At 42.5% G+C, this 25,328-nt stretch carries 11 protein-coding genes and 1 pseudogene; 4 read left to right on the top strand and 8 right to left on the bottom strand.

The features are described from left to right. Positions 1 to 23 precede the first annotated feature (23 nt). Together HFE01_RS24765 and HFE01_RS24770 are read right to left on the bottom strand one after the other, a co-directional pair. A complete protein-coding gene (locus tag HFE01_RS24765; protein ID WP_167438756.1) occupies positions 24 to 9,509 on the bottom strand; it encodes a non-ribosomal peptide synthetase in 9,486 nt (3,161 codons plus the stop codon). A 23-nt stretch (positions 9,510 to 9,532) separates the two neighbouring features. Further along, positions 9,533 to 14,071 (bottom strand): non-ribosomal peptide synthetase, encoded by a 4,539-nt coding sequence (locus HFE01_RS24770; RefSeq protein WP_107735204.1) that lies wholly within the window; start codon positions 14,069 to 14,071, stop codon positions 9,533 to 9,535. Between the two features lie 596 nt (positions 14,072 to 14,667). Here HFE01_RS24770 and HFE01_RS24775 point away from each other — a divergent pair. Then, on the top strand, positions 14,668 to 15,189 hold the full coding sequence (locus HFE01_RS24775; protein ID WP_167438755.1) for a transposase: 522 nt from the start codon (positions 14,668 to 14,670) through the stop codon (positions 15,187 to 15,189). A 740-nt stretch (positions 15,190 to 15,929) separates the two neighbouring features. Here the strand turns inward: HFE01_RS24775 and HFE01_RS27460 are convergent. From HFE01_RS27460 to HFE01_RS27815, 3 genes and pseudogenes are all read right to left on the bottom strand, one after another. Next, positions 15,930 to 16,082: pseudogene (locus HFE01_RS27460) on the bottom strand (IS4 family transposase); the annotation flags it as partial. 309 nt (positions 16,083 to 16,391) lie between these two features. Further along, entirely contained in the window at positions 16,392 to 17,069 is a 678-nt protein-coding gene (locus HFE01_RS27810; protein ID WP_481856256.1) for a reverse transcriptase domain-containing protein, read from the bottom strand. After that, complete coding sequence (locus HFE01_RS27815; protein ID WP_481856257.1) at positions 17,066 to 17,566, bottom strand: reverse transcriptase domain-containing protein; 501 nt, start codon at positions 17,564 to 17,566, stop codon at positions 17,066 to 17,068. The genes HFE01_RS27810 and HFE01_RS27815 overlap by 4 nt, the downstream gene beginning before the upstream one ends. 1,238 nt (positions 17,567 to 18,804) lie before the next feature. Here HFE01_RS27815 and HFE01_RS27820 point away from each other — a divergent pair. The 3 genes from HFE01_RS27820 (at position 18,805) to loaP (ending at position 20,681) form a co-directional block, all read left to right on the top strand. Then, positions 18,805 to 18,966: a hypothetical protein gene (locus tag HFE01_RS27820; protein WP_207714785.1), complete on the top strand. Its 162-nt coding sequence runs from the start codon at positions 18,805 to 18,807 to the stop codon at positions 18,964 to 18,966. A 62-nt stretch (positions 18,967 to 19,028) separates the two neighbouring features. Beyond that, positions 19,029 to 20,081 (top strand): hypothetical protein, encoded by a 1,053-nt coding sequence (locus HFE01_RS24795; protein ID WP_107735202.1) that lies wholly within the window; start codon positions 19,029 to 19,031, stop codon positions 20,079 to 20,081. A gap of 48 nt (positions 20,082 to 20,129) precedes the next feature. Then, positions 20,130 to 20,681: an antiterminator LoaP gene (gene loaP / locus HFE01_RS24800; RefSeq protein ID WP_217484960.1), complete on the top strand. Its 552-nt coding sequence runs from the start codon at positions 20,130 to 20,132 to the stop codon at positions 20,679 to 20,681. Between the two features lie 175 nt (positions 20,682 to 20,856). Here loaP and HFE01_RS24805 read toward each other — a convergent pair whose 3' ends face one another. The 3 genes from HFE01_RS24805 to glmM form a co-directional block, all read right to left on the bottom strand. Further along, a complete protein-coding gene (locus tag HFE01_RS24805) occupies positions 20,857 to 21,126 on the bottom strand; it encodes a transposase (RefSeq protein ID WP_312027564.1) in 270 nt (89 codons plus the stop codon). 355 nt (positions 21,127 to 21,481) lie between these two features. Further along, positions 21,482 to 23,314: a glutamine--fructose-6-phosphate transaminase (isomerizing) gene (gene glmS, locus HFE01_RS24810; RefSeq protein WP_013373234.1), complete on the bottom strand. Its 1,833-nt coding sequence runs from the start codon at positions 23,312 to 23,314 to the stop codon at positions 21,482 to 21,484. 631 nt (positions 23,315 to 23,945) lie between these two features. Then, positions 23,946 to 25,286: a phosphoglucosamine mutase gene (gene glmM, locus HFE01_RS24815; RefSeq protein WP_017427765.1), complete on the bottom strand. Its 1,341-nt coding sequence runs from the start codon at positions 25,284 to 25,286 to the stop codon at positions 23,946 to 23,948. Positions 25,287 to 25,328: the final 42 nt, after the last annotated feature.

The raw sequence follows: 25,328 nt of genomic DNA on the forward strand, positions 1-25,328 counted from the left end.
CCTATAAACGATATTCCTCGTCTTTATACGTATTCGCTTTCCAGATCCCCCATCAAGCTGTCCAAGTAAAGGTTCCGTTCCTGAGGATTACTGATATCGATTTGGCGGATAGGAATATGGGATTCATTAACAACAGATTTTATGATGTTCGATAAGTACTCCAGTATTTTCTCTACATGAGCATGTTCGAATACAGCCGAGTTATATCTGATTTTAAATACTAATCCTTCCTCAGCTTCTACAATGATGTTGAAATCGTAGTTGGTTTGCTCATACACTTCCACATTGGCAATGGTAAGCCCGCACTGCAGCCCAGCGCCTGAGTTTTTCAAGCCTTCCTGTATAGGATAATTCTCAAAGACAAGAATATGATCCAGCTGAACGGAATCTCGTTGGATTTCATATAACGGATAATAGCTATACTTCTCCGATTCCAAGGATTCAGTCTGTATACGCTTTACCAACTGATTGAACCGCATTTCCCCTTCACACTGCACCCTAATCGGAAGCGTGTTAATGATTAGGCCGATCGTCTGCTCAATTCCCTCCAGCCCCGTCGGTCTTCCGGAGACGACAGAGCCGAACACAACATCCTGCGTATTATTTAATTTCTGCAGCAGCACTCCCCACACCGCTGCAACAACAGTATGCAGTGTCGACCTGTTTTCAATCGCTAACTGTTTCAACTGATTCGTAATGTCCGGGCTCAATCTCAGGAATTGATCCGTCATCGCATCGCTTTGGTCAGCATGCAATTGGGCTCTTCCCAGCATGTTCTTTCTCTCATAGCCTTCAAGATAGTTGCTCCAATACGATGCGGCTGCCTCTTTATTCTGTCCGTATAGCCATGTGATATAATGGCTGTACTGATACACAGGCCCCAGCTCAATGCTTCTGCTATTAAGAAGACCATCGTAGATCTTGAATAGCTCCTCAGAAAGAGCGGCCATGCCCCAACCATCCAAAATAATATGATGGTAGCTGAAAATGAGCTTATAGCTCTGTTCAGACGTTTGAACAATTGAAATTCTTAATAGCACGTCATTTTCCAGATCAAAATTTCTCTTCCGGTCCTTTATTTGCAACGATTCAATCCAGTGGTTCTGTTCGTCCTCAGAGTAATGCGTAATATCCTGATAACTAATAGGCGATCTTCTTTGTCTCATTACAACCTGCAGCGGTCTTGTATGTTTACGGTACAAGAACTGCGTCCGCAACACTTCATGTCTTTCGATCAATAAATTCAAACTTTCTTCAAAAAGCCTTACCTCAATGCTGCCTGATACATCCAGCACAAACTGTTGGAAATAAGCGGCTGATTCCGAAGCATGTGAGGTATGGAACAAAATCCCTTTCTGCATTGGCGACAAATCATAAATATCCTGAATATTGCCGTCCGATAAAAACTGCTCTGCTTCTTCTTTCCGCAGGTCCTTTATCGTCAAATCGCTTAAGGTTAGCTCGATACCTTGCTTGGTTGTACAATGATTGATAATTTCCTTCAAATGCTTCATAAAATTAGACATGAATAATTGAATCGTATCCGCCTTATATGCCGCACGATTGAAATCAACGGAGAAGATAAGCTTTCCTTTGTTTATCATCCCGTTAATTTCAAGCTTATAGACTCGTTTCATGCTGGTGCTAATATTATTGCTTGTACCGATATCCGATACTTCGAATACTTCCGATTGAATGTCCTGATCGAACTGTCCTAAATAGTTGAACAGGATTTCGGAGGCAACGGTATCGCTCAAGCCGTCTTCGGCTGATAGATACTTGTTTACGCCATAGCCTATCCCCAGATTCGGTATGCTTCTTCCCATCTCTTTAATGGTCTTAATATTGCTTGAGAGATCCGGTTTTGAAACATCCAATATTACAGGGAATAAGGATGTGAACCAGCCGACCGTTCTTGATATTTCAAGCTGATCGGATAACCGTCCATGGCTTTCTAGGTCAATCTTGATTACCGATTGTTGGGTCCATTCTTTCAAGGCATTGCCAAGTGCCGTTAATAAAAGATCGTTTATTTCGGTGCCGTACGTCTTATTGGCGTGCTTGGTTAATAGCTCCGTCTCTTCGGCTTCTAGACTATCCGACATACGCTGACTGTCAGTCATTCTATCTTCTATAATCTTGAAATCCTCCGGCACCGGGTTGCCCCGATACTCGGCTATGTTTCTCCAATAATCCATCTCATTAGCAAAGGATGCCTTATTCAGGTATTGAGCCCAATCTTTAAAGGAATCCGTCTTAGATGAAAAATGCAGCGGCTCCCCATTTAACGCTTGCGTGTATCCACGGTCGAAATCTTCTAACAGGATCCGCCATGAAATACCGTCAACGACAAGATGATGTACGATAATGAGAAGGTGATCCCCACCCGTCATTTTGAACAAGCCTAATTGCACTAACGGACCTTGCCGCAGCGATAAGCGGCCTTGGAGCTTCTTCATTGCATGCAGCAACAGCTCCACAGCATTTTTTTCTGCCGTATAATCATAGGTCTGCAGATCATAAAGCTGACCTTGAAGGCCCCTATTATAAGGCTGAACGGCAATGTCCTCTTGTTTAAATAGCATCCGGAGCGCATCGTGATGCTCCGCTATTTTATTGAATGCGGCTTCAATAATACCTTCTTCGAAGCCAGCCTTTCTAAATAGCATGACCGAATGGTTATAGTGATGCTGGTCCGCTTCGAATTGATATTGATCGAAGAACCATTTTTGAATAGGAGTCAGCATTGCCTCGCCCTCAACGATATGCTGTGCGATCACTTTCTTGCTTTCTTTGATGTGAGGACTTAGCATAGCGATCGTCGGATGTTTGAACAAATCGCGTATATCTAGCTCCAAATGGTGATTCCGCAAACGGGACGATACTTGAATAGCCTTAATAGAGTCGCCGCCGAGCATAAAGAAATCATCATATATGCCAAGCTCCTGAACGCCAAGAACCATTTTCCACGTATCCGCCAATATTGTTTCCTGTTCGTTTCTCGGCATTTCAACGTTATGATTCATAGATACTGGCACTTCTATCGGGCGGTTTTCCAAAGTGACTCGATCTACTTTTCCGTTGGGCGTAAGCGGTATGCTCGATAGCGGTACAAACAATGACGGAACCATATAATGAGGCAGTCTGCTACTCAGATAGCCCCTAAGCTCAGTCGCATCCGTCAGGTGGTCCGATACATAAAATGCAACCAAGTGTTTTTCCCGCGATTCATCGTTATAGTCGACTACAACCGCTTCCCGAATTAAGGCATGCTTAAGCAAAACGCTCTCGATTTCCCCTAATTCGATTCGGTATCCCCGTATTTTGACCTGGTAATCGTTTCTTCCTGCGAACTGGATAGACCCGTCAGGCAGAAGCTTTCCTAAATCACCGGTTCTATATATTCTTCTTGGGCCCATATTGGCTATAGATGCTTCTACGAATCTCTCCGCCGTCAATTCATCTCTATGCAAATATCCGCGGACAACGCCCTCTCCGCCAATATAAATTTCCCCGATTGCCCCAACCGGCATCAGGTTAAGCTCCTGATTTAAAATGTACATTTGGGTGTTCGCAATTGGTCGGCCAATATTATTGTGATTGGACTTGCCTTGTACCTTGCGTATGGAAGACCAAATCGTTGTTTCGGTCGGACCATACATGTTATAGATTTCAGCGGATGTAGATTTCCTTACATGTTGGATAAGCTCGTCAGGCAACGGCTCTCCTCCGACTAGAATCGTCTGCAGTGATTTGACGAACCGCTGAGACTCATCGTCTTTCAATAAAATGTTCAGCCTGGAAGGAGTCGTCTGCATCATCGTAACCGGCTTTAATGCCGAAACTCCCGCTTCTGCCTGCGCTAACGATTTTTTGAATTGGACCAAATGCTGAAGACTATCCATTACTTCCGATTCTTGAATACCGAAATCGATCAAGCAAGCGACTTCATCGACTCCCGCAAGGCTTAGCTTCTTCACCATCTCCATACAGCTTTCAGGAGTACCCATCAACGAGGAACTTTGCCAATATCGCTCGAATGCAACCTCAATTAACGAATGAATAACCTCATCTTCCGAGTAATTGTAATCGTCAATATTTAATTGAAGCTCCTCTGCCAAATTTTTGACCAAGCTTATACTGGATCGCAAATAATCGCAGAAAGGCTTCTTCACCTTAGCTCTTACTTCATCTATGTCCTCGCCAATGAACGTATGAAGCATTAGCGAAACCTTCCCTGCATCGGCAGGGAAACCATTTTCTTTTAATGCATTTCGATAGGCGTTTATATTTTCTTCAAGCTTAGTTACATCTTGACCAAGCATATGCGTTAATACATTGGCTCCAATGCTGCCCGCCTGAACGAAAGAATCCTTATTGCCTGCGGTGGTGACCCAGATTGGGAGTTCCTGTTGCAGCGGCCTTGGATAGGTGCGTACTTCTATTTTCTTTCCATTGCCGTTTAATTGGTATAGGCTTTCGCCTCTCCACAGACTTTTTACTTCTTTTATTTGCTCATACATGGTTTTGGCTCGATTATGATAGGCATCCGGTTGAAGGACAAAATCATCGGCATGCCAGCCCGAGGCAAAGGATAACCCTACGCGGCCATTCGATAAGTTATCGACCACTGACCACTCTTCGGCAATTCGAGTAGACGGATGAAGCGGTGACACAATACTGCCTGAACGAAGCTGAACGTTCTCCGTAATCATCGCAAGCGCTGCCGAAATGACGGATGGATTAGGATATAAGCCTCCAAACTCATGGAAGTGGCGCTCCGGGGTCCATACCGCTGTAAAACCATGCTTATCCACATATTTAGAGGACTCGATAAGCAGCTTATATTTATCTTTCTCCGCTTGATAATTGTAGCTTGAGAAGAAGAATAAGCTGAAATCCAAATCCATTTTAGGCGGAGGCAGATACCGGTCATAATTCAGCTTGTATTCATCGCTGGCTCTTAATATAACCTGCATGCCGCGAGTCAATGTCCAGAACAATTCCAAGATGGATATGTCGAATGATATGGTTGTGACGGAAAGGAATACATCATCCTTCTTGCAAGGGATCTGCTGATCCATCCCGACAAAAAAGTTAATGACATTACGGTGATTGACCATAACGCCTTTAGGATTGCCTGTCGATCCGGAAGTGTAGATAATATAAGCCAGATCGGCAGAAGTGTTGATTCTGCTGCTATTATCCGTTGAATTTAAGTGTGCCTTGTCCTCCGCCTGTTCGAATACAATATGATCCAACTGCTCGCCGGAATGCTGTAAAATATGCATATAGTTCTCTTCCGTAATAAGCAGCTTCATCTGGCTATCGTGTAATATATATTGAATTCTCTCGGTAGGAAATGCAGGGTCGACTGGAACATAGGCCGCCCCAGCTTTCAGAATGCCCATCAGAACAACGAGCATACGCTCCGTCCGCTCCATCATAATACCTACCAAGTCGCCGGCTTGAATGTGGTAGTCCGACTGGAGATAAGAAGCCCACTGATTGGCACGCTCATTGAGCTCTCGGTAGGTCAATTGCTTCCCTTCATACAAAATGGCGATTTGATCCGGTATCTGCCGAACCTGCTCCTCGAACAATTCCTGGATCGTCTTATTATGCGGATATTCAGCCTGTGTATGGTTAAACGCTTCAATGACTTTAATCTCTTCTTGTGTAACCATTTCAATTGCGGATAACAGCTGTTCCGGATTGCCTACCATCGCTTCCAATATCTTGGCATAATGACCACCCATCCTGGCTATCGTTTCGCCTTTGAACAGATTGATATTATACTCGAATTGCAGTTCAATCCCTTGTTCCGTCTCCGTTGCTTCTATCGTCAGATCGAGCTTAGCAATCTTCAAAACATATGGATAAGACTGAATCTCTAATTCATCCAGCTCGAGCTTTACGGCATCCATGTTCTGCAAACTAAACATCGTGTCGAACAATGGATTGCGGCTTGCATTCCTTCTTACTTGCAGCTTTTCTATCAACTCTTCGAACGGGTACCCTTGATTTTCGAATGCAGCCAGTGCATTCTGCCGGACCTCTTTCAAAAACGCTAGTAAGCTTTTGCTTCCGACCGGAGCATTTCTCATAGCCAGCGTATTAACAAACAAACCCATCATATTCTGAACGTCGGCATGCGATCTTCCCGCTATCGGCGACCCTACGACTATATCATGTTGCCCCGTATACTTGGATAACATAATGTTATACGCCGCCAGCATGATCATATACAGCGTACTGTCTGTCCGTTCTGCAAGCTCGTTCATTTGTTGCGTCAGACGAGCATCCAGCATGAACCGCAATCTGCTGCCTTCAAAGCTTTGCATTTCCGGACGCGGATAATCGGTCTGCAGCTCTGCTACCGGGATTTCCCCTTCAAACAATTGAAGCCAGTATTGCTCCTGCTTCTTCATCATTTCTGAGCCCAATTGCTCCTGCTGCCATACGGCATAGTCCTTGTACTGCACAGCCAACGGAGTAATTTCGTCCCCGCGATAAAGATCCATAAACTCTTTCACGATAATGTTCATGGATACGCCATCCGAGATGATATGGTGCATATCCATCATTAATAGATGATGATCTTCAGTGAACTGAACCAGCCCCGCTCTGAATAAAGGAGCTTTACCCAAATCAAACGGTTGAATAAAGCGTTCGAGCAGCGCTTCGATTTCTTCCTCGTTTGCGTTATTGCTCTTAAGTTCAAAGTCTACTTGCTCATTAATGAATTGTACGGCTTCATCGTTTCGTATTTCAAATGAAGTACGCAGCAATTCGTGTCTATTTACTAAAGTTTGAAAGGTATGTTCCAACTGCTGCTTATTCACTTTACCCTTCAAGCTTAACATGCATGGCATATGATAGCTTTTACCGTCACGATCAATTTGACTTAAAATCAACAGCCTTTTTTGAGTTGAAGATACCGGATAGCAATCCGCCTTATCCGCTTGCTGAATGAAGCTGTAAGCAGAATGGCTTCCTTCCTCCACCCTCTGTGACAGCTCCTGAATCGTTGGATAATCGAATATATCTTTCAATGGAATTAGGACATTCCATTTTTTGTGTACCGCCGATATTAAGGTAATCGCCTTCAGGGAATGCCCGCCCAAATCGAAGAAACTGTCTTGAACGCCGATTCGCTTGGCCCCAAGAATTTCCTCCCATATCACCTCCATGCCCTTTTCGGTTTCAGTAGAGGGTGGAATATATTCATTGTGTGTCTGAACATCACCGTCCAACGCAGCTAATGCCTTACGGTCCAATTTCCCGTTCGGCGTTAAGGGCATTCTCTCCACGCGTACAAAGCGTGATGGAATCATATAATCAGGCAGCATTTTAGATAAATAGCTTTTAACTTGGGAAAAATCGTTTACTTTGTAATTCAAATAAGCTGCTAAATGCTTATCTCCCGTCCCATCATCTTTTGCAAGAACCGCTGCTTCTTTCACTTCAGGAATTTGCTGCAGCACCGATTCGATTTCTCCCAGTTCGATCCGGTACCCTCTTATCTTTACCTGGTCGTCCATACGACCTAAATATTCAATATTGCCATCTGGCAGCCATCTGCCCAGATCCCCTGTCCTATACATCTTTTCGCCTTTCGCAAAAGGATTAGCAACAAACTTCTCCGCCGTGAGCTCAGGCTTATTCAAGTACCCTCTAGCTACTCCGTTCCCTGATATGCATATCTCGCCTTTGATGCCCACTGGCATCAGGTGATTGTTGTGATTGATGATGTACATTTGTATATTATCAATCGGTTTGCCTATAGGAACAATTCCTCTTGTCTGATCCGTATCGCAGCAGTTGTAGTAGGTTACATCGACAGTTGCTTCCGTTGGCCCGTATAGATTGGCGACATTTATACCTATCAGCTGTTTCGTTTTTTCTGCATTATTTGCTTTTAGCGCTTCACCGCTAGTAAACAAATACTTCAAGCTTTTCAAAGCCGCTTTGTCCTTCGAATGCTCCAAATGCTCTAAGAAGCCGTTCAGCATCGACGGAACAAAGTGAATGATTGTCACTCCATGCTCGCTAATTGCATGTTTAATCATTTCAGGATCCTTTTCACCGAAAGGCGGCAACATAACTAATTTCGCACCAACCATTTGATACAAGAAAAGCTCCCACACCGATACGTCAAATGTATATGGTGTTTTTTGCAAAATAACATCTTGTTCCGTTATTGGATACATATTTTTCATCCAATTAATCCGGCTGACTACGCTTCGGTGCTCGATCATGACACCTTTCGGCTTCCCCGTTGAGCCCGAAGTATAAATGACATAGGCAAGATCCGTTACCTTACTGAAAGCCGGCAAATCCGATCTATCATATTCATCGAAGTACCGTTCGTCCAGACATATTATTTCGCCGGCAAATTCAATCGTCTGCTTATACTTTTTTACCGTAACAAGCAGCGCCGCGCCGCAATCTCCCAGCATGTATTGAATTCGGTCTGTTGGAAAGTTCGGATCGATAGGTAGATAGGCTCCTCCGGCTTTCAAGATCCCCATAATGCCTATCATCATTTCCAATGACCGATCCACTATAATGGGGACAAGAGCTTCCGCCCCCACTCCAGCGTCCCTTAACTTCCATGCGAATTGATTGGCATGAGCATTCAGCTCTTGGTACGTTAACTTGTAGCCTTCACATATAACGGCAACGTTATCTGGCGTCCTTTGTACTTGTTCTTCAAATATTTGATGAATCGTCTTTGTCTGCGGGAACTCGGTCTTCGTATCGTTAAAAACGTTCATTATTTCTTCGAACTCTTCGGGTGCAAGCAGTTGAAGCTCGGATATTTTCCGATTCATATCGTCTAGAACAGCTTTCAAGACGGTATCGAAATGTTTACATAGCCGTTCTGCGTACAGGCTGCCCAGTGCAAAATCTTGAAATACCAAGCTCATCTCCACAGTGTTTTCTTTTTTATTAAAAGAAATGATCAGCGGCTTATTTGAGCTGCGCATACCCAAAGGATGAATATTCTCAAGCAGCACCACTGTATCGAAAAGATCCTCCGCTCTGAGATTGCCTTTTGTCGCTTGCGATTCACTTAACAATGCATCCAAAGGCAATGCGTGGTATTTATAAGCGTCCGTTAAAATATCTTTTAGCTTCAACAAGTAATCTTTAAAGCTATCCGAGTCGGAACAATCCGAACATATAGGAATAAGCCGGTCGTTATCATGTTCATTCGGAATAGGCGAACCTGTAACCACGCTGGAGGAACCAGAATAATTGCTTAAACAGATCTTTGTTACGGCAAGCAAACTTGTATACAGCAGCCAATTGGAGCTTTTGCATATATCAATAAGCTTTGCGTATTCTTCCCCATCGATAGGATGGCTGTGTTTATATGCCTCTGTTCCATGGTCACCTACACCTATATTTGTAATCAAATGATCTGCGATTCGAAATTCGCTTATATTATTGAATTTTTCAAGCCAGAACGTTTTTCCTTTCACAAGTCCTTCGCTTGCCATGAGCATTCACTCCTATAGTCATGTTAGAAATTAAATTCATCGAACTCCAGTGCGGACGCCCCTGCAAATTGCAGTGTATCGGACAATTTGATTTCGCTAATGCTTTGGTTCGGATTTACGATTACATACCCCAAAATCTCAAGGAAGTGTTTCCCTAACTGGTTGATCGTGCTTTCTTTAAATAAATGTACAGCGTACTCAAGCTCCATGAACAGCTCGTTATTTTGTTCAATAATTAATAAACTGATATCATATTTTGATGTAGTCCGTTTTATCTCATATGGCTCAACGGAGACGCTTTCCATCTCAATTCGGGATGAACCCATATTCTGCATCACAAAAAGCAAATCAAAAATCGGCTGTCTGCTCATATCCCGCTGCAAATTCAATTTGCTAACCAAGTCTTCGAAAGAATACTCCTGATGCGTAAATGCCTTCATTGAATTGTCTTTTACTTGCATTAAGAAGTCAGCAAATGACCTGTTCGGACTAATTGCATTCCTCATTGCCAGAAGATTGATGAACGCCCCAACAACATTCTCGGTATCAGGATTCGTTCTGCCCAATATAGGCACGCCCACTACGATATCCTCTTGCTGCGTATATTTATGGAGCAACAGATTAAAGGAAGACAAGAAAATCATAAACAGCGTACAGTTGAATTGCTTTGATAGATCATTTAATTTATTCGTCAAACTCTTAGGCAGTATGAATTTCACTACGTTTCCGTCGTAGCTTACGTTCGAAGGACGCGGGAAGTCCGTTTGCATCATTAATCTTTCTACTGGTTTATTAAAGACATTCAACCAATATTGCTCCTGCTCGCTGTTGAAGGAGGACGCATTCATTTTATTTTTCCATTCAACATAATCCTTATAATGGACCCTCAGCGGCGCGAGCTCCTCGCCATGATACAGCCTCAACAAATCTCTAATAATGATCGTCATCGATACGCCATCGGAGATAATATGATGGATATCAAACAACAAATAGTACTTATTCGGACGAATACTTATTAATTTAACTCTCATCAACGGTGCTGCCTCAAGATCGAACGGCCGAATAAATTCCTTAATCGCGCTATCAATATCTGCCTCGGCATCATTGACTACTTCCAGATTGACAGATGCATCATCGGCAACCCGTTGGACAGGCTCGCCGTTAACATAGTGAAATGATGTCCTTAACGATTCATGCCGTTTAATTAAAGATTCGAATGCATGATTGAATCGTTGAATATCAAGCTGTCCTTCTATCGTCGCTACATACGGAATATTGTAGAACGTATTCTCCTTCTGAAGCTGATTGAGAATAAACATTCCTCTCTGCGTCGATGATTGCGGGTAATATTCGCGTTTCTCTACTGCTTCTATCACATTAGAGAATTCATTTTGTTTCGAGTTGTTGATAAATAGTGCAAGGTCCGCTACCGAAATATTTTTGAACACCTCGGTTAATGGAAGCTCAACTTTGAATTGCTGCAGCACCTTAAATATTAGAGACATTACATTGAGAGAATGTCCTCCGATTTCAAGAAACCTATCGTTTCTTCCCACTTGATCGACTTCTAATATTTCGCACCATAGCTCGGCCACCATTCGTTCCACTTCATTCTCAGGAGCGACATATTCCAACTGTTTCGGCTCTGGCAGCAACTTATAATCAAGCTTTCCGTTTAGGTTCATAGGCATTCTGTCTATCGGAATCAAATATTGCGGAATCATATAGTCAGGCAACTTCTGGGCAATTAAATGACGGATGTCCTCAAGCACCCTTTTTTCGTTCATCTCATTGTCTTGAAACAGCACCAAATAGGCGCACAAATAAGTGTTCCCTTGACTATTTTCCTTCGCGATCACGGATGCCTCTTTAACTTTGCCATGTACTAAAATTGCATTTTCTACTTCATTTAATTCGATTCGGAAGCCCCTGATTTTAATCTGCCGATCGATTCTGCCCAGGAATTCAATGTTGCCATCCGGCAAGAACCGCCCCAAATCACCTGTTCGATAGATGATATCGGCAGGGTCATCCCGATACGGGTTGACAATGAATTTTTCTCTGTTGAGCGCTACGTTATTGTAATACCCTAGGCTTCTATATGGCGTACGAATGCATATCTCGCCTTTAAACCCTTGAGGGCATAATTGTGCATTGCTATCCATAATGGCAACTCGCACCCCATTCATTGGCTTGCCGATCGGTATGTTGTCTTTCATAGAGTCTGCAGGCTTGATTCTATAAAAAACTTTCGCTAGCGTAGTTTCCGTTTGCCCGTATAAGCTGACCAACTGGATACGTTCTCCGATGATGTCATACCAGCTGACGAGATCCTTAGGAACTGTTCTTTCGCCTGCGAGCAGCACATTCTTCAGACTTGGGTATTTATTTGCCGTTAGCGAACTTCCGTTAATGAGTTTAAATAAGCTCGGCGTACAGTGAATCAGTGAAACATACGTTTTCTCTATCCACTCCATCAAACGGTCGCTGTCCAGTATCATCTCTTTGCTGTCCGGAACGCAAATAGTCCCCCCTGCGCAAAGAGGAACAAACACATCCCTGAGCAGCGGATTATGGCATGGCGATGTGAATTGGCTGACCTTCACTTCTTTCGTAATATGAAACTCCCTAATCTCCCAGTCAACAAAATGCAATAGGCTTTCGTTTCTTCCTATAACCGCTTTAGGCGTACCCGTTGAGCCCGAAGTGAAGAAGACGTAGGTCCTATCATTGGAATCATAGGATTGCTGCGGCCTTTGCAAGTAATGCTGCGCCTCTCCCACTTGCGTATCCACATTTATAATGCGGATTTCGTTATCAAAGCCATGAAGCAAACCGATATTGCGATCGTCTGTAAAAATATACTTCGTATTCGTCGTTTCAAGCATCGTTCGTATTCTTTCCCTAGGGTAGGTAACATCGATTGGGACAAAGGCGCAGCCGGCTTTTAAAATTCCGATCATGCAGATGATCAGATCGACTTTGCTATCCAGTAGAATCCCTACGAACGCTTCCTTTTCAATTCCTCTGCTCATTAACTCGCTTGCAATCTTGTTCGACTTTATATCCAACTCCCGATAACTTACCTTATAGTCTAGGAACTCTATTGCGATTCTATCTTGATTAGCATCAAAAGATTGGAACAACACTTGCTGCAACGTTTGATTCTTAGGTACAAGTGTATGGACATTCTCATTCAAGTACGAAAGTATGCTTGTCTTTTCCGCCTCCGTGTAAATCATAAATTGATCGATTCTGCTGGAGGAGACCTCGATCGCTTGATGGATAATATGAATAAAATATCCGACTAACCGTTCCATCGTTCCCGAAGCGAACATAGAGTCTTCATAGTGAACCAACAGCTCCAACCCGTCATGGAATAGCACCTGCAACGACAGATCAAAGTTTGTCATCTCCTGGATACTAAAGGAGTTCACCTTTAATTGATATTCTCCCGACATAATCTTGGCGTTCAGCGGATAGTTTTCTAGTACAAGAATAGAATTGAAAAAGCTGCCTTCCCCAGACTTTCTATATGAATTAATGTCACTTAACGGGGTGCTGGAATATTCATCATGGTCAATCAATGTCGTATTGTTGCGCTTCATGAGGTCTAATACCGTGACATCGGAATCCGAGTGAACCCTTACCGGTAGCGTATTAATAAAGAGACCTACCATGTCCTCTATGCCTTTAATTGCGGAAGGCCTCCCGGAGACCGCCATGCCAAAAAGCACGTCATTTAAGTTATTATATTTTTGGAGCAATATCCCCCAGGCACAAGAGAAGAGGGCAGCGGACGTAATTCTGTGTGTTTTCAAAAAACCGTTTATTTTATTTATTTCATTTTCTGAGAAGACGTAGCTTATTTTGTTAAGCTTTCTATACTTCGTTCTTACTTTATTGTCAACGGGAAGCGGCGTAACGGTATTAAATCCTGCTAAATAATTTTCCCAGTAGCTCTGTTGAGTTTGCTTTTCTCGAGCACCAATATACTTAACAAAATCCTTGAATTTGGTTTTCGTTTTCTTTTCCGGCTGTTTACCTGAATATAGGTCGTTATAATTTTCAAAGAATTCATTTAGTATAATCCCGTTGCTCCAGCCATCATAAATGATGTGATGATTAGAGATAATCATCTCATACTTATCATCGCTTAATTTGCACAGCGTTATCTTGAACGGTGCTGTGCTGATATCTATTTTTTGTTGCCTTTCGGCAAATTTTTGACCGTCAAGCTCCCGGCATTGATCATCCATATCCAACATACTGAGATCAATTATCTTTATAGGCAGCTCTACTTTTTTCAATACGATCTGAAGCGGTTTTTCAAGCTTAGTCCATCTAAATACAGTCCTCAGTATTTCATTGTTTTCCGCAACGATATTCCAAGCCCTCTGAAACACATCCGTCTTTATCGTACCCGAAATATTAAGACTCAGCTGTTCGAAATACTGCTCATGCTCTACATCGGTTAAATAGTGAAACAACATTCCTTCTTGTAACGGTGTAAGACGGTATATATCTTCCACATTCGACTTATCCAATTTTGTATCGCCCATAATCAGGTCTCCTTTATAAGATTTATTTAACAGGATTAATTTCCAAATATACCGCGTTATGTTTTTGAATGTATAAATTCCAATCAAAAAATCCCTTTAAAACCATCATTGGTTTAAAAGGGATTTTTTGATTGGAATTTATTGATAAATATTGATAATCAATTCTTAATAAGGCATAGCTTCGCCATTACGTTATTATAGTAACGTTAAAAATAAAGCGTATGTGATCTGAAATAATTCTCAACGTGCCGTAACATCGATTGAGTTTAATCAAATTTTTATCCATTTTTATTATATTCATTTTTATATTAAAATCAAGTTATTCTCAACAACTCTTCCAATGGATGTTTTTAAATTATACCCATCCTTGTATCTCTAGAATAGAATTAACAGCTTCCAATCACCTACTGGTAATGCGTAAAATAGTATCAATCATAATATTAATAATTCTCTCCTGATAGTTACTGGACAGTGAAAAGTTCTTAAAAGAAAAATAACCCAATCAAACGATTTTGAGGTCTCCTTAAGGTCTCACTCTTAAAAGGATAAAATCGCTGAAAAGGTTATAGACAGTAGTCTACCCCATTTCCGAGCGATTGACCATACCTAGGCTCAAAACTTTGAATGAACTTTTACTGCTCTTCCGTTCTTGTTTCTCTAGACAAGCTACGTTCGAATGGTTTGTCGTGATCGTCGTTGGCTTTATGCTGCGCTCCGACCATCTTGGTGTCACTTCGGTCATTCGGGATCTCTCCCTGAGTGGCCGCTGTTATGAACCGCTCCTTCACTTCTTCCGTTCTTCCGCCTGGTCTTTGCCCTCTTTACGTCAGATGTGGCTTCAGGTCGTTCGACGGTCTGCGCCTCTGCTGGTGATTCAGGAGCGTGTCGTCCTTGTCGGCGACGGGATGAAAGAGGCCAAGGAAGGTCGCCGGATGCCCGGCGTCAAGAAGCTTCACCAAGAATCCGAAAACGTCTCCAAGGGCGAGTATATTTTCCGCCATCTGTTTGGAGCCATCGGCATTCTGGTGGGGATTCCCGAAAATGGTTCTGTTGCCCTTGTTCATGAATCTGCAAGACGGCATCCAAACCATCCTCGGCTGGAAGCAAACAGGCGCTGAGCCAGAGAGGCCCTCCCATGTCGTTTAGATGATCGAACAAGGCTTTGAGGCCGCGAAGGGTTTCGGCCAAGCGTTGCTGCTTTTGGATCTGTATTTCTTATTGGTTCCAGCCTTACAGCGACTAGAAGCGTGCCATTCGAGTTCCGAAGCCCGAATGCATCTCGTGACAAAAACCAAGTCCAATGTCATGGCCTACGAACGCCCTCCTGCCAAGAAACCCGGGCGAGGCTGTCCTCCGAAAAAAGGAAAATCGGTCAAACTGAAGGAACTCTTCTCGACTCGTGTTGCCGATTTTCAAACCGCCATCGTTCCCCTGTACGGTAAGGAAGAGATGGTTGAATTTCTCTGCCTGGATCTGCTTTGGGGGCAGGGGTGGTATCAGGAATTGCGTTTTGTGTTGGTCATTCATCAGGGTCGCTACTCCATTCTGGTCAGTACGGATCTCACGCTTTCGACTACAGATATCATTCGCTTATATGGTTATCGCTTTAAAATCGAGTGTACGTTTCGGGAAATGAAACAGGTCATCGGAGCTTTCGGCTACCATTTCTGGAGCAAGTCCATGCCGAAGCTGAACCGCTTTCTGAAGAAAGAGGAAGCCCACCCACTCGAAGCCGTACAAGACAAACAGGATCGGTGCCGGATTGAACAAACGATTCAAGCGATCGAAGGGTTTGTGATGTGCCAGTGGATCGCCTTGCACTTTTCAAGCCGGACGCCAGCGTTATTTTTCCGCTATGATACACCGCATCCTTGCCGGGAAACGATTCGTCCTGACGACTCTCCAGCAAACGAAACCAGTTCTTCTGATAAAACAGAAGGACGAAAACCAGCTGGAACAGCCGAGCACAGCTAAAGCCAAATCGTTTACGAAATCCCGCTTGGTGCAGATTACCAAACAAAGCGGTGTTTTTCTAATTTGCAAGAAGGGTATTCGAATCCCTCAGAGCCCAGTTGCTACAAAGGTTCAAGTTGATTTGGGCTCTGGTCGAGTAGACGTGAGCCTCACGGTTCACGTCCCTCACAGATCCGTACGTGCCCAATTTAAGGCATACGGCTCCTCATATCATCGTTTACAGATTTGCAATGATTAGCCATAGATATCTACATAAATTTTGGGCTCGGGTAGAGGGTTACGTTTCAGAAAGAGATTAAATTTGTCATACGTGAAGCTTCTTCTCTGGCTTCTACGATTCATCCATTTAAATAACGCTTTGGTAATTTTGAAATTTGTATACGGACAGCGCTCGACTGTTGTCGGTTATCCCGTAATAGCGGTAATGTCCTGTTAGTTTCGCCCGTATTCTTTTCATTAATTCCTTCACGTCTTGATGGCGCTCTGCTTTCAACCATTCTTTGAAAGTCTTCACTTTTGACTTAAACTTCTTTCCGCTTGTTTCCCTCTTTACTCTGAATTTGCCCTTGTTGCTTTTGCTGCAGTAGTGAGTAAAACCTAAGAAGTCAAACGTTTTGGGCTTCCCTAACCCTTTTCGTTTCCGGTTTTCTTCAGCGAAGCGTCCAAATTCTTGAATTTTCGTTTTCTCTTCTGCAATTTGCAAATCGAATTTGGCCAGACGCTTGATTAGTGCCGCATAGAATCGCTCTGCATCGTCCTTGTATTGAAAACAGCACACGTAATCATCGGCGTATCTGATCATCCTTGCTTCGCCGCGACACGCTCTCTTTACTGTAATCTCGAACCATAAGTCCAAAGCATAATGCAGATAGAGATTCGCAAATATCGGCGAAATCAGGGATCCCTGAGGAGTGGCGGTTTTTGTCGGTTCCCATGTGTCCTGTTCCATAACCCCGGCTTTCAGGAAACGCCAGATTAGCCTTTGAATATTAGGGCCTGCTATTCTCTCTCCAAGGAATTTCATGAGCCATTCGTGAAGAAGCTACGAATGTCAGCATCCACGATATAACTGGTTTTCCCATACTCGATGCTGCGATTCAGTGCTTTGATGGCGTCATGACAGCTTCTTCCCGGTCGGAAACCGTAAGATAGGTTTAGAAAATCCTGCTCGTAGATGGCCTGTAAAATCTTGTTCAATCCCAACTGCACGATTTTGTCCTCGTAGGAAGGGATGCCGAGCGGCCTTTTGCTCTTTTCATCCTTGGGTATATAGGTTCTTCTTACGGGCTGCGGTCGGTACCTTTTCCTTTTTAGCCGCTCTGCCAAGTCCTTGATGTTTGATTCCAGATTTTCCTCATACGCTGCTTTTGTGACTTGATCGACATCCGTTGCTTTGTTGCCGTCCAATTCCCGATGGCATTGTGTCAGCATTTCCCCGTTCAAGAGGTGATACAGCGATGTGAATAGCTCTTTTGGCTTTTCGTTTACAACTTTTGCTATTCTTGCTAGTTTTGTTTGCACTTTTGGCCTACTCCTGTGCGTAGAAAATGTGTCCTTAGCAAAAGCGGTGATACGTCACTGCCTTCCCTCTACCGACATTACTCGGTTTCATCGGTAATACGCCGTGATCCGACTCCTCGTCCATCATTTGACATTCTCCCTTGTGATCGGTTGTTTGTCATACTTCCTTTCCGAAGAATGGACAGGGTTTCCCAAGTTGCTGTGAAGTCATTGTATAGCATGTCTGGCTCTTCGACCCCGGGAGCGCTCGTTCATCCTTGCCTTTAACTTAACGCCTGAATGAGTATTGTCTTCCGTACTTTCGAAAACGTCGACCTCTCCGCTTTACTCTTTTCGGGGCTCAATCACTTTCAGGCCTACTACCTAACTGTCTACGCTTAACGTCTGGAATTACTTCCAACCGTCCAAGACTCGCTATTGGTGGCTTGGCTTGCCTTTCCAAGCAGAATTTCCACCTGCTAAACTTCACAACCTAGGCTTGGTCGCACCGAAAGTTGAGATTAAAACATAAATTTATTCCCTTAGAGAAGCTAGATGAATCGGCAATCGAAAGCGAACAAAAGGAAAGTTAATTGTTATTTTTGCAAAAAATAAACATATGTGCTAAGCTTGTATCTGAAGTGAATAGCATATATGTTTAAGACTTAATAAATTAATTAACCACTATGAAGATGGGTGTATTCCTAGTTATGCGATCAATCTATTATTGCTGTTCTTTAGAGTCTTTGAAGAGTGGGATAATTTTAAACCCAAAAGTTATGAAAAAGCTCATAAAAACAAGCATTTGGGCTGAGGGGAAGAGGGGATTACATCCAGTTATAGAAGAGCATTTTACGAAATGACCCGTAACATGGGCGGGATAAGCTTACAATCCCCCTCACCATACGAAGGGGCACGGCGTTTTCCAAGATTAATTTTGAGATTATTGATCATTCCGATAAAATACTGTTTCGTTCCATTTGAAGCCACGTCCACCGGAAACTTGTTAAAGATCACGGGGATCATCAAACGAAACGAAAAAACGTAAGCACCTATATTCGCAAGTATCAAGTGGGAAGGGTCTCGACGGGCTAAAGATGAACCATTCCCCAGAACGCCAACTCGATTAGCCAAGGAACAACAAGAACAGTTTAAACGAGTCATTGTTGACATTCATTAAGTTGGGTTAACAGCAAAGTTCATTTGGAACAGGCAATATTATTTGGAAAGAAGATGAGCAGTATACCGCTGAGATTTTCTTGGCTTTTCTTCAAACGGTGCTGAGCGTGTATCCGTCAGGAAAAATCGTCATGATTTTGGACAACGCGTCCTTCATCCTCCGATGCAGCATGACTACCTTAAACTATTATATGGCATCTTTAATGGGAATTCCTGCAAATGAAATGAACCCTCTAGTTTAATTTAGAGAGACTTAAGTAGTAACGATGAAACAGCATATGACGACACTATAGGAGTGAAAATAGTGAAAATAGCGAAAAAAAGTCTGTATTTAGGTAAACCTGATATTGGATGTTATCCAATTCATGCCAACATGACGTCTATTTTATCTAATCATCCTTCGTATAAAAATTGGCTATTTACAAATTACATGCAACTAAGGCTGGATTTATATCAAGCTTCTGATTCAAGTATTGCAGAAGAATATTATATGGAATTTTATCAGCCGCTTATGAGAGAATATCATCCATTATTAAATATTCATAGTTTGAGTAGAAAAATTATCCATATTACAGATATTAACATTCTTGATTTTTTGATTAAATCGGTACAATGTGGAAATTATATATATGCATTAATTGATAGACAATTTATATCTGAATACAATATGAAGGAAAGTTCGATGCATGATTTATTTATTTATGGTTACGATCTAGACAAGAAGGTGTTTTATATAGCTGATTATTTTTCAAGTCCATTTCCTACATACAAACACTGCAAAGCCACTTTTGATGAAATAGAAAAGGCATTTAAAGAAAAAATCAATTATTCAGATGATCTTTGGGATGATATATTTGGCATCCAAATAATCAGTTTGAATAAATGGAAAAAATATGAATTCAACTTGGAGTATTTCATGCAGTCTTTAAATGATTATATAAATTCAACTAATACTGCTAGGAAATTTGAATTAATTGAAGGCATACCTGCAAAAATGCCGGAATTGCAATTACACGGCAGTTTAGACCCAAAATTTGGGATGAGTATTTATGACAGATTATGTGATCTTGCAGATTTCAATCCTCAGTTTCTGAGAGCGATGCACATCTTGTATGAACATAAAGTATGTATGACTAAAAGAGTTGCTTTCTTTGGTGAAATTGGATTACTTGATGGTGATTTGTACATGAATTATTTTATAGAAATTGAAAAGAGAGCAGAAACTTTGAGAAACTATATTATTAAACAGATACTGAAAAATAACAATTCCAAACGAAAAAAAATGATATCGATGATAACTGAGCTGGCGTCACTTGAACTTGAGTGCCTTGGGAAATTATCTCTTGCTCTTAAATAATAGGATCTTCAAGCTGGGGAAGTGAAAACTAAATTAGGGGTAAATATAATGCACTGGTATGCATATTTTGTGGAAACTGGGAAGGAAGATTATATAAAGAACAATATCGATAGTACTTTTGATAGTGATTTCCTAAGATGTTTAGTTCCAAAAAGAAAAATACCAGAAAAAAAGAATGGTCATTCTTATGAGGTTGTAAAGCCGATATTCCCAGGATATATCTTGGTAAATACAAAAATGAATTTTAATACGTATTATAAACTTAAAGAGATACCCAGATTATATGAACTTTTAAACTATAGAGGCATTAACGGGAAAAAGAGCTTTGAATATGAACCGAAAGTTGATGAGCAAGATAAATACTTTAGAAAAATTAATGAGGACGAAATTACGGTTCTGCTAAAACTATTAAATAAGGAAGATGTATTGGAATTTTCAAAGATTATTCTTATGAACTCAAAGGTGACGGTGAAATCAGGCCCTCTTAAAAATATGGAGAGCATTATTAAGAAGATCGATAAGCATAAGAATCGGGCAAAAATTTCGCTTGGTTTCTTGAATTCGGAAAGGACGATAGACGTTGGGATCGATATCATATGAGGGTAGGGTGGAATTGTGAAAGTATACGATAGCATTTGTTGTACGCTTCAAAAACACAGTATACATTATAGGACCATAATGCACGAATCAGAAGGAAATACCAAGCTTGCCAGTATCATTAGAGGGCATGATTTAAATAAAGCAGCCAAATCACTAGAGCGTGTCTGAAAACTCATCACTGAGTTAATTTGAAAATGGCGGCTATGTATACAAACGACAAGAATGACCTGGCCAACTTGTCGTAACGAGTAGCCATACGTCGAAAGTGTTTGATTTTATTGAAAAAGCACTCCACTAGGTGGCGTTCTTTGTACCGGTACCAGTCGACTTTCCATGGATTTTGGCTATTCGCTTTAGGCGGAATAGTGTAGGAAGCCTGCTTAGCTGTAATCCAATTTCGAATCGCTTCTGAACCGCAGGCCTTGTTGCCAAGAATACACTCTATATGGGAATTGAAATTTCTTTAATTGCTATAATTATATCAAGAGAGGGTCTGTATTTATCTTGCTCCAGCTCACTCAACGTTCCTTGAGAAATTCAAAATCATATTTGCAAACTTTATTTGATTTAAGTTGTTTGTTTTTCTAATAGTTCGAATTCGTTGGCCTATTGTAGACATAATTGCCCTCCTAAACTAAAAAGATCCCGATATATCATCGGGATCTTTCTTGATGTTTGTAAAATGACTAGTTCCAGACTTTTTTTTACTGGTTCCACAGTTTTTTTATTGGTTCCATACATCTTTTACTGGTTCCACACTTTTTTATCACCAGACAATGAAATTAGAATTTTACTAAAGCTTATTCTACAGTAACACTTTTCGCCAGGTTACGTGGTTTATCAACATCATGACCTAGTGCAAGCGATGCGTAGTAAGCCAACAGTTGGAGAGCTATAACTGAAATGGCAGCCGACAGAATCGGAAGTGTTTTTGGAATTGCAAATACTTGATCCACGGATTTCAGTAGCTCAACAGCGTGCTCTTCATACGTGATTGCAAGCACGTCACCGCCACGAGCTTTAACTTCCTTAATGTTGCTCACGGTTTTTTCCAACACGGATTCCTGAGTTACCAAAGCGATAACTGGAATTCCCTCTTCGATCAATGCCAGTGTACCATGCTTCAACTCACCCGCAGCATATGCCTCGGAATGAATGTAGGAGATTTCCTTGAGCTTCAGGGAACCTTCCTGTACTACAGCATAGTCCTGACCACGACCAATAAAGAACAGGTGCTTGTTGCTAGCGATTTGCTCAGCATAGGCTTTGATCGCATCTGCTTTACTCAACATCTCTTCTACTTGCTCTGGCAGTGATTCCATAGCAGCCAGCACATGAGCTACTTGCTCATCCGTTTGTGTGCCGCGTACTTGAGCCAGATACAGACCCAACAGATAAAACGCAATCAACTGGGAAGAATACGCTTTGGTGGAGGCTACGGCAATTTCCGGTCCTGCCAGTGTAACCAACACATCATCTGCATCACGGGCGATGGAACTACCAACTACGTTTGTAATCGCCAGTACATGCGCTCCGTTTGCTTGTGCTTCACGCAGTGCTGCCAAGGTATCAGCAGTTTCACCGGATTGACTCACCACGATCACCAATGTCTCAGGTGTTACGATAGGAGAACGGTAGCGATACTCGGAAGCTACATCGTTTTCTACCGGAATACGAGCCATACTTTCAATAACCGTACGACCAATCAAACCAGCATTGTAAGCTGTACCACACGCTACAATTTGAATGTTGCGGATATTTTTAATTTGTTCTTCTGTCAGCTTCAGCTCTGGAAGAACAACCTTTTTAGTGTCTTTATCGATACGGCCCAACATTGTATCACGGTAAGCCTTAGGCTGTTCGTGAATTTCTTTCAACATGAAATGCTCATATCCGCCTTTTTCCGCTGTTACAGCATCCCATTCGACATGAATCATTTCCCGAGAAATAAATTGGCCTTCGATTGTCATTAATTCGACAGCATCACTAGTCAGAACAGCCATTTCGCCATCGTTCAAAATAAATACATTGCGTGTATATTTCAGAATAGCCGGAATGTCGGAACCGATAAAGTTCTCGCCTTCTCCCACACCAATAACCAGCGGGCTGGCTTGGCGAACAGCTACCAGCTTATTAGGCTCGTGCTCGGTCAGCACTCCCAGTGCAAAAGCACCGCGCATAAAGGTAATTGCTTTTTGTACTGCTTTAACAATATCTCCTTCATACTCACGCGCTACCAGATGGGAAATAACTTCTGTGTCCGTTTCGGAAATAAAGGTATGACCTTCGCCGATCAGCTGTTCCTTCAGTTCCAGATAGTTCTCAATAATTCCGTTGTGAACTACAGAGAACTTTTGGCTCTCATCCAAATGCGGATGGGAGTTTTCATCAGAAGGTTTACCGTGTGTTGCCCAACGTGTATGTCCGATGCCTGCATGGCCTACCAACGGTGTACCATCCAGTTTAGCTTCCAGATTCGCCAGACGACCTTTTGCCTTGGCTACTTGCAGTCCTGAATCTGTAAACACGGCAATACCCGCAGAATCATACCCGCGATACTCCAGCTTCTTCAGTCCGTCAATCAATACCTCTTGCGTATTCTGATTACCAATATATCCTACAATGCCACACATATTCGTTATCCTCCCGATCATCATTTCACAAGACGACTCATCACAGGACTAACGTGTGCGGTAGATTGTGGAATAAAGTTCATTCATCTATGAAGTTGTCAATGATAACTATAGAATTTACAGGCATCTCTTCACGAATGTAACGAAATTCCCAAACCGCGCACGCCAATGATGATGGCCGCACATTCATGAAATGAATCTTATAATTTAGGTTATAAAATAATTAGGGCATCTACCGGTGCGTTGTGTAAACAGTTGCCTGTTCATTTTCCGCTGCCGGTTTACGGGTTGATGCTTCACCGGAAGGTCCCCGCCGAATGTTTCGAACACCTTCACCTCGTCAGCTTGCTTTGTCGTGAACCGATTGCGAGCAACATCATCTCAACGGAATCTATTGCTTCTCCACCAAGTTCCCCCGCACAAAATCAAGCTCTGGCGCTTGTAATACGTTACCTCACAACCCTCGCTTTCTCTATCTGAGTCACAGCATCCCTATATTATATTCAGCAGAGCATCATTTGGCAATGACACTTTATTCATAATTACACCCTAAAGGCATTAAAGCATTAGTGAATAACCGCAAACGCGGTTGCCTGCTTATGTTTAACAGGCAACCCACGTTTACAAAATTTTAAACTAATTCTTTTTTCACGACATCTACGATCTGTCCGACAAATTGCTCCAGCTCATCCTTATCCGGGCCTTCGGCCATCACACGAATAAGTGACTCTGTACCTGAAGCACGGACCAATACACGCCCATTATCGCCCAATTGTTGTTCCACCTGTTCAATCGCTTCTGCAATCGCAGGGTTCCCCTCGTAATTACGTTTGTCCTGCACACGTACATTTACAAGAACTTGTGGATATTGTTTCATAAGCGATTTTAGTTCGCTCATCTTCTTGCCAGAAGCTTTCAGGGTATCTACCAGTTGAATCCCCGTCAGCATGCCATCGCCTGTCGTATTGTGATCAAGGAAAATAACATGACCAGACTGCTCACCGCCCAGATTAAATCCACCCCGACGCATTTCTTCCATCACATAACGGTCTCCAACCGCAGTTTTTGCAGTCTTGAGAGCTAGCTTTTCAGTAGCTTTATAAAAACCGATATTACTCATTACTGTCGATACAATAGTGCTGTCCTTGAGTTTTCCAGCCCGGTTCATTGCATCTCCGCAAATACAGAGAATGTAGTCTCCATCAACCTCTTCCCCGTTCTCATCAATTGCGATTAGGCGATCGGCATCGCCGTCAAAGGCAAGACCAATGTCCGCTTTCAAGCGGCGCACTTCCTCTTTCAGCTTTTCAGGATGAGTCGAGCCGCAATGATCATTGATATTCAATCCGTTTGGCTCCGCGCCGATCGTATGCACTTCAGCTCCCAAATCCGCAAAAAGCTTCGGCGCCAGCTCATAAGCTGCTCCGTTTGCACAGTCCAATACTATTTTTAGGCCTTCAAAAGAATGACTGATTGTTGTTTTCAAAAACTCCAGATAATCGTAGCGGGAATGCTCGTCTACAACAACCGTACCCAACCCGCTACCAATCGGACGAGGCAATTGGTCTTCTTTTGCATCCATGAGCTCTTCAATTTTCAATTCAGTTTCATCGGTTAATTTAAACCCATCGCCGCCAAAAAACTTAATCCCGTTGTCCTCAACAGGATTGTGAGATGCTGAGATCATGACACCAGCGTCCGCTTTTAATTGCCGTGTGAGATATGCCACCCCAGGCGTCGAAACAATACCTAGGCGAACCACATTAGCCCCAATAGACAACAAGCCGGCTACCAGTGCCGATTCCAACATCAGTCCAGATATCCGTGTATCCATACCAATAACAACTGTCGGTTTCTCTACATTACCTGCTAAAACATATCCGCCGCAGCGGCCAATGCTATATGCCAGTTCGGCTGTTAGTTCCTGATTAGCAACGCCTCGTACACCATCTGTACCAAAATATTTCCCCATGTAAAATGACTCCCTTTTTTTGTCTAATAATCTTGATCATTT

The sequence above is a fragment of the Paenibacillus sp. EKM10P genome, assembly GCF_011800655.1.
Lineage (GTDB): Bacteria > Bacillota > Bacilli > Paenibacillales > Paenibacillaceae > Paenibacillus > Paenibacillus polymyxa.